Source organism: Actinomadura roseirufa, assembly GCF_900659635.1.
Taxonomy (GTDB): domain Bacteria; phylum Actinomycetota; class Actinomycetes; order Streptosporangiales; family Streptosporangiaceae; genus Spirillospora; species Spirillospora roseirufa.
In genome coordinates, this window is the sequence record NZ_CAACVB010000336.1 from 1 (window position 1) to 7,260 (window position 7,260).

The window sequence follows — 7,260 nt, forward strand, 5'->3', positions numbered from 1 at the left end:
CACCGGACCTGGAGCCGCTGCGGCCGCGCGCCTGCACCGCGCCGGACGGCACGCGCCACGCGATCTGCCCGCTCGCGGGGGACCGGGCGATCGTCGTCGCGCGGACCGGTGCGCCGCCGTTCCACCGGACGGAGGTGTCCCGGCTGGAGCAGCTCGTGGGCGCGGCCGAGGCGGTGCTGGGCGCGAGGCCGGCGCGGGTCCGCTAACGGCGGCGGTTCTTCCCGTCCTAGGGTGACGGGGAGGACGGGACGACGACGCCGTGACGTCACCTGCTCGTGGCGGTCGCGGCCCTGGCGTGTCCCTCGGAACCGCTGGAAGTGGGAGGTCGTGCCGTGGTGCTGGAGCACGAACGGGCCGCGTTGTGCGAGGTGGGCCGCCAGATGGTCGCGGCCGGGCTGGTGGGCGGGACGTCCGGCAACGCCAGCGTGCGGGCCGGCGATCTCGTCGCCATCACCCCGGCCGGGATGGCGCTGGACCGGATGGAGCCCACCGACTGCCCGGTCGTGGACCTGTCGGGCCGCCTCGTCCACGGCGGCCGCCCGCTCTCGTCGGAGACGCCACTGCACCTCGCGCTGTACGCGCAGTCCCCGGCGGTGGCGGTCGTGCACACGCACTCGACCTATGCCGCGGTGGTGGCGGCGACCATGACGGAGCTGCCGCCCGTCCACTACAACACCCTGCTGCTGGGCGGGGTCGTGCGGGTCGCCGAGTACGCCACCTACGGCACGCCCGAGCTGGCGGCGAACGTGCGGGCCGCCATGGCGGGGGGCCGCCGCGCCGCGCTGCTGGCCAGCCACGGCGGCGTCGCGATCGGCGGCAGCCTGCACGAGGCGTTCGAGAACGCGCGGCTGCTGGAGTGGCTGTGCGGGGTGTACGTCCGGGCGAAGGCGATCGGCGAACCCCGCGTCCTGACGGATCAGGAGCTCGCCGACGTCACCGAGCGCGGCCTCGCCCCGCCGGACTTCCCGTTCCCGGCGACGTCGGCGGGACCGCAGACCGGCCGGGTGCGGCGCTGGAAGTCCCAGGCCGCGGCGCCCAGCGACACGCCGTAGACGGCGAACGCCCCCACTCCGCAGGCGGTGATCGTCCAGCCCGACCACCCCTGGAGCAGGCCCTTGTGCGGGAGGCCGCCGAGGCCGAGCAGCGGCGGGACGACGTAGCAGGCCGTCGCGATGACTCCGTACGGGGCGAGCGTCAGGGCGCCGAGCCACGCCGGGGCGAGCGGCAGCCAGCGCGGGACGCGGCGCCCGGCCAGCGGCGGCGCCCACCGGGGGAACACCTGCCCCCAGGAATGGGTGAGGCCCATCAGCAGGAAGACGCCGAGCAGCGCCATCAGGGTGGTGAAGTCCAGCCCGTACCTCTCCAGGGTCAGCACGAGCCCGGACGCGCCGTTCCGCTTGAACTCGGCGACGGCCTCGTCGCCGGAGATCCCGGCGAACGTCCCCCCGAACGCCCACGTCGTCTTCATCGCCACGTAGGGGAGGAAGCCCAAGGCTCCCGCGAAGGCGGTGCGGCGCATCGCGCGGGACGCGGGGGAGGGCGGCGCGGGACGCGGTCTCGTCCCCGCCCGCGCGTGGACGAGGCCGCACCGGGCGCAGGTGCCCGCCGTGCGGCGCCGGAACGCCACGGCGGCCCCGCCGAACAGGGCGGCTCCCACCGCGCAGAGGCACTCCACGCCGAACCAGGACCAGTCGTCGACCGACGCGGTGAAGAGCAGCTGGATCGCGTTCATGACGAACCCGAAGGTCCCGGACGCGGTCAGCGCGCACGCCGCCCAGAGCGCGGTCAGCGCCCACCACCGGGGCATCTGCCGGCCGACGTCGCGCACGCTCGCCACCGCCATGATCCCGCCGGTCAGCAGCACCGCGGCGGCGGGCCAGGCGGCGGTCCGGGCCGTCCCCGCCCCGTGCGGCGGGACGCCCCGCGTGCCGCCCGCGGCCCAGTACAGGGCGAGCCCGGCTCCGGCGAGGGAGAAGACACCGGCGGCGTAGCCGGCCCAGGCCGGCCACCGGCCGAGGGACGCGGCCGTCCTCGCGAGGAGCGCCGCGGGCGGGTCCTCGACCTCGGGTGGCACATCGCTGGTCGCGTCGTTTCCGCGCCTCGTCGTCATGCGCCCAGCCTCGCGCCGCCGGGTCGCGCGGGACTCCCGCCGGCGGGTGATCCGTCTCGTCCGCGCGGGGGAGCGGGCGCCCGGCGCGGGGACGTGGCAGGCTGCGACCGTGCCCACGCTCTCGCCGGAGGACGCGCGCCGGCTGCTGGAGGCGGTCCCGGTCGCGCGGCTCGCGACGGTCGGCGCGTCCGCCCGTCCCCACCTCGTCCCGGTGACGTTCGCCGTGCACCGGGGGTCGGTCTACACCGCCGTCGACCACAAGCCCAAGAGCAGCCGCGACCTGCGCCGGCTGGCGAACATCCGCGCCAACCCGCGGGTGGCGCTGCTGGCCGACCACTACGAGGACGACTGGGAGCGGCTCTGGTGGGTCCGCGTGGACGGCCACGCGAGGGTCGTCGAGGACCCCGCGCTCATGGCCGAACCCGTCCGGCTCCTGGCCGCGCGGTACGCCCAGTACCGCGACCGGCCGCCCGAGGGACCCGTGATCGCCGTCACGATCGACGCCCTGACCGGCTGGTCCGCCCGGTAGCGCGGTGAGCGGGCGGACCGGCCGGCGCCGCATGCCGGGGCGGCCGGGTCGCCGCGAGCACAGTGCTACGACCCGTCAGGCAACCGGGTCCCACGCCGCGCCGATCCGGGCCAGCGGCCCCGCGTACTCGATGCGCGTGGCCCACTCGGCGGGCCAGGCGTCCATGCCGAGGCTCGCGCCCGCGAACGCGCCCGCCAGGCAGGCGATGGAATCGGAGTCGCCCGAGCTCGCCGCGCCGCGCCAGATCGCCTTGACCGGGTCCGCGGGGAAGAGCAGGAAGCACAGCAGCCCGGTCGCGAGCGCCTCCTCGGCGATCCAACCGGCCCCGGTCGCCTCGCACGGGTCGGCCGTCCCGTCGGGCCGGGCCAGCGCGGCGTCGAGCAGGTCGAGGACGGCGAGGCACTCGTCCCAGCCGCGCGCGATGAACTCCGCCGGGCCGTCCACGCCCGGCCGCCGCCACAGGTCGCCGAGCCACCGTTCGTGGTAAGCGGTGCGCTGGGTGTGGCACCGGTCGCGCAGCGCCGCGGGCAGGTCGGCGGGGTCCATGCCGTCCGCCAGCCACCGGACGGCGAAGGCGGTGAGCTCGCTCGCGGCCAGCCCGGTGGGGTGGCCGTGGGTGAGCGCGGCCTGGAGCTGGGACGCGCCGGCGCGCTGCTCGTCGGAGAGCCCGGGGGCCAGCCCGACGGGCGCGACGCGCATGTTGGCGCCGCAGCCCTTGGACTCGGGCTCGGTCGCGCGCGGCCACGGCCGCCCCGCCGCCAGGCCCCGGCACGCCCGCACGCAGGTGTGGCCGGGGGCCCGGTTGTTCTCGGGGTCGTTCAGCCAGTCGACGAATCGCCGCACCCACATCGGAGTGATCAGATCCGAGGTGAACGGGGGGTTCTCCAGGGCGTCCAGGAGCCCGAGCGCGACGGCGATCGTCATCTGGGTGTCGTCGGTGACGAGCGCGGGGGACCCGTTGAGCTGCGTGGGGCCGTCCTCGCCGAAGCGCCGGTGGATCTGCTTCATGGTCAGGAACTCGGTCGGCGCGCCGAGCGCGTCGCCGTACGCCAGCCCGAACATCGCCCCGCTGGCCCGCTTTTTCGCGATCATGCGCCGCATTGTCCCCCGGCCGGATGTCCGGCCGGGGCCGGCTAGGACCAGTCGTGCGAGCCGAGGACGTAGCCGCGGGGCGTGGAGTGCAGGTGGCCGATCGAGACGAGGTGGCCCAGCGCGGCCCAGAGGTCCTCCTCCGGGCCGCCGACCAGCCGGGCCAGGGTGTCGAAGTCGGCGGCGCCACCGTCCTTGTCGATCTCGGCGACCGTCTCGTAGACCACCAGCTCGAAGTCGTTCAGCTCCTGGACGTCCCCGCGCGGGCCCTCTCGCTCATCCATGGCGGGAGCGTGCCCGATCCGCCGCGCTCTACCCCGCCCGCGCGGATCAGCCGTACCGCTTCAGCTCGTGGAAGAAGCCCGGGACGGTGCTGAGCGCGCCGGACGCGGCGACCCGGTCGTAGACGTAGCGGGCCACGGCGAGGTCGAGGACGCCGAGCCCGAACGGCGAGAAGACGACCGCCTGGTCGGCCGGGGGGTCGATCGTCCCGGTGAGGACGTCGTACAGCGTCCCGGCGACGAAGTCGCGGTTCCCGGTCTTCTGCTCGGCCAGGTGCGGGGAGGTGTTCGCCTTCAGGCAGTGCTCGACGTCGTCCACCGCGTTCCACGCCGACAGGATGATCTCGGGGGACAGGTCGCGCAGCGAGACGTGCAGGACGAGCGGGGCGTGCCCGAACCAGTCCGGGTCGGTGACGTGCGGTTCCCCCGCCACGGTGGCGAACACCACGAGGTCGGAGGAGCGGATCAGGGACTCGGCCGTCTCGTGGATCGTGACGGTCCCGCGCTCGGTGCGGTCCAGGTACCCCTTGAAGCCCGCCGCGTGGTCGGGGGACAGGTCGTGGACGCCGAGCTCGTCGAAGGCGAAGCCGTTGCCCGCCAGGTAGGTGTGGATGTAGCGGGCGATCAGGCCCACCCCGACGAACCCCACCCGGCGGGGGCGGTCGCCGCGGCGGTCGGCCAGCACCGCGGCGGCGAGCGCCGCGGACGCGGCGGTGCGGGCCGCGCTGATGATGGAGCTCTCCAGGCAGGCGAACGGGTACCCGGTCTCGGCGTCGTTGAGGATCAGGACGGCCGACGCGCGCGGGAGGCCCGCGGCGACGTTGCCGGGGAAGCTGGAGATCCACTTCATGCCGTGCACGCCGATGTCGCCCTTGACCGACGCGGGCAGCGCGATGATCCGGTCGGACGGCCGGTCGGGGAAGCGCAGGAAGTAGGAGTCGGGGTTCACGGTGAGCCCCTCGCCGTGCAGCCGGTAGGCCGCCTCGACCATGCGGGTGACCTGTTCCTCGCGTCCGGCGATCGCCTCGTGCACCTGGACACCCGGGATCACGGCGAATGTGGGGGCCTGCGTCATGGGAGCTCCGGTCGTCGGCCGGGCACCGGGGCGGCCCGGCGCCGAGCGGGTCGGGTTCGGGAACGGCGCGCCGGCGCGCGGCGCCCGGGACGACGCTACCGGTGGACCGCCCGGACGGGAACCCGCGCACGCCGGAGCCGGGTCGCCCCGTCGCGGGCCCACGGCGACCCCACACGGATCGCTCACCAGCCCGGCTCCGCCGTCGAGCCCGCCCCCACCCCACAGGCCGGACGCCGCCCCGGGCCGAACGTGGCCGATTCCGCACCGCAGACCGCCCCAAAGCGAACCGGGGCGTCAGGTCACCCATTGGCCAGGGGCCGCCCGTGCGGTGGGGGCGGTGCTCACAGCGGGGGCGGTGCTCACGGCGGGGGCTGGGTGTTGGGTTGGGGCGGAGGGGGGCGAGTTCGCGTGGGCGGGCGTCCGGGGTGATGGTCGGGGGCGATTCGGGGGCGGATTCTGGGGTGGGGGCATCGGCCGGCGGTGGGCGCGGGCGAGTACGCTCGATGATCCGGACGTCCTCGCGGCAGGATCCCGGGGCGGTCCCGCGCGGGGACGAGGAGGAGGGGCTGATCTCGTGACCTGGTTCCGCTGCGCCGAGGCGCGCCCGTGGGCGTCGACGCGGCTGTTCTGCCTGCCGCACGCGGGCGGGTCGGCGGTGTTCTACCGGCCCTGGACCAAGGCGGTCGGCCCGGCCGTCGAGGTGCAGGCCGTGCAGTACCCGGGCCGCGCCGACCGGCTGGGGGACGCGCTCGTCTCCGACGCCCACAAGGCCGCCCGGCTCATCGCCGCGGCGATGGCGCCGCTGCTGGACCGTCCCGCCGCGCTGTTCGGGCACAGCATGGGCGCGGTGCTGGCCTACGAGGTGGCGCGGCTGCTGCAGGAGCGGGGCACGCCCCCGGTCCACCTGTTCGTCTCCGGTACCCGCGCGCCGCACGACCGCGGCGACGAGCGCATCGCGGGCCGTGACGACGACGGCGTGGTCGAGGCGATGGTGGGGCTCGGCGGCACCGACGCCGAGATGCTGGCCAACCCGGAGCTGCGCGCGCTCGTGCTGCCGTACGTCCGCAACGACTTCACGCTGATCGAGGACTACGTCCACGCGCCCGGGCCGCGGCTGGCCGTCCCGGTCACCGCGATCATCGGTGACGACGACCCGCACGTGAACGAGGCGCAGGCCGCCCGGTGGGGCGAGGTCGTCGAAGGGCGGTTCGCCCTGCGCGTCCTGCCGGGCGACCACTTCTACCTGACCGGACGGCAGTCCGAGGTGATCGCGGAGGTCCTCCGCACGTTGGAGGTCCCCGCCGCGCACTGACCCGGCGCGGGCACGGGACGGCCCCCGGCGCCCGCCGTCGCGGCGGTGGCCGGGGGCCGTCCCGCCGGGGTCAGTACACCTGGACGCCGTACACCGAGAGCGCCTCGGTGACGGGCTGGAAGTACGTCGTGCCGCCGGAGGAGCAGTTGCCGCTGCCGCCCGAGGTCATCCCGAGCGCGCTGGACCCGGCGAACAGCGAGCCGCCGCTGTCGCCCGGCTCGGCGCACACCGTGGTCCTGATCAGGCCGGACACGCTGCCCTGCTGGTAGTTCACGGTCTGGTTGAGCGCCGTGACCCGCCCGGTGTGGACGTGGGTGGTGCTCCCGCTGCGCGTCACGTTCTGGCCGACCGTGGCGTCGGCGGCGCCGGTGATGTCCTGCGTGCCGCCGTAGAGGCTGACGACGCCGGTGGTGTCGGTGGGCGCCGCCGAGTACTGGACGAGGCCGTAGTCGTTGCCGGGGAAGCTGCTGCCGGCGTTGCGTCCGAGCAGCTGCTTGCGGCCGGAGTCGGCGTACCAGCTCGAGCCGCCCTCGGTGCAGTGCCCGGCGGTCAGGAAGTAGTACTGCGCGCCCTTCTTGACGTTGAAGCCGAGCGAGCAGCGCGAGCCGCCGGTGTAGATGGCCTCGCCGCCCGCGGTGAACGGCTGGATCTTCCCGGTGATCCGCTCGGTGGCGACCGCGGCGCCCTGCCGGGCCGCCGCCGCGCGCACCTTGGCGAGCCGCGCGCCGGTCACGGTGGCGTCGATGGTCAGCACGACCCGGTTGGCGGCCGGGTCGACCGCCCACGCGGTGCCGGGGACGGTCGCCTCGCGCTTGAGCGCGGCCATGACGCGCGCCAGGTCCGCGCCGCCGCGCGCGACGGTCC

At 75.6% G+C, this 7,260-nt stretch carries 7 protein-coding genes and 1 pseudogene; 4 read left to right on the plus strand and 4 right to left on the minus strand.

Going from position 1 to position 7,260, the window contains the following annotated elements:
* The 3 genes and pseudogenes from E1291_RS37020 to E1291_RS37030 all read left to right on the plus strand — a co-directional run.
* Positions 1–206 (plus strand): annotated as a pseudogene (locus tag E1291_RS37020) (amino acid-binding protein); the annotation flags it as partial.
* Between the two features lie 126 nt (positions 207–332).
* Complete coding sequence (locus E1291_RS37025) at positions 333–1,052, plus strand: class II aldolase/adducin family protein (RefSeq protein ID WP_131742713.1); 720 nt, start codon at positions 333–335, stop codon at positions 1,050–1,052.
* Between the two features lie 1,056 nt (positions 1,053–2,108).
* A complete protein-coding gene (locus tag E1291_RS37030) occupies positions 2,109–2,639 on the plus strand; it encodes a TIGR03668 family PPOX class F420-dependent oxidoreductase (RefSeq protein WP_165495476.1) in 531 nt (176 codons plus the stop codon).
* A 75-nt stretch (positions 2,640–2,714) separates the two neighbouring features.
* Here the strand turns inward: E1291_RS37030 and E1291_RS37035 are convergent, their stop codons facing one another.
* The 3 genes from E1291_RS37035 to sbnB are packed head-to-tail and all read right to left on the minus strand — an operon-like array spanning position 2,715 to position 5,084.
* Positions 2,715–3,731, minus strand: coding sequence for an ADP-ribosylglycohydrolase family protein (locus E1291_RS37035; protein WP_242614614.1), 1,017 nt, complete (start codon positions 3,729–3,731; stop codon positions 2,715–2,717).
* 41 nt (positions 3,732–3,772) lie between these two features.
* Positions 3,773–4,012: a hypothetical protein gene (locus E1291_RS37040; RefSeq protein WP_131742714.1), complete on the minus strand. Its 240-nt coding sequence runs from the start codon at positions 4,010–4,012 to the stop codon at positions 3,773–3,775.
* Positions 4,013–4,058: 46 nt separating this feature from the next.
* Positions 4,059–5,084 carry a 2,3-diaminopropionate biosynthesis protein SbnB gene (sbnB, locus tag E1291_RS37045; protein ID WP_131742715.1) on the minus strand — a complete coding sequence of 342 codons (1,026 nt, stop codon included), beginning with the start codon at positions 5,082–5,084 and terminating at the stop codon, positions 4,059–4,061.
* A gap of 574 nt (positions 5,085–5,658) precedes the next feature.
* On the opposite strand from sbnB, the gene E1291_RS37050 reads away from it, so the two are divergent.
* A complete protein-coding gene (locus E1291_RS37050; RefSeq protein WP_131742716.1) occupies positions 5,659–6,396 on the plus strand; it encodes a thioesterase II family protein in 738 nt (245 codons plus the stop codon).
* A gap of 70 nt (positions 6,397–6,466) precedes the next feature.
* On the opposite strand, the gene E1291_RS37055 is transcribed toward E1291_RS37050, so the two are convergent.
* Positions 6,467–7,260: S1 family peptidase (locus tag E1291_RS37055; protein ID WP_131742717.1), on the minus strand; the 794-nt coding region annotated here is incomplete at its 5' end.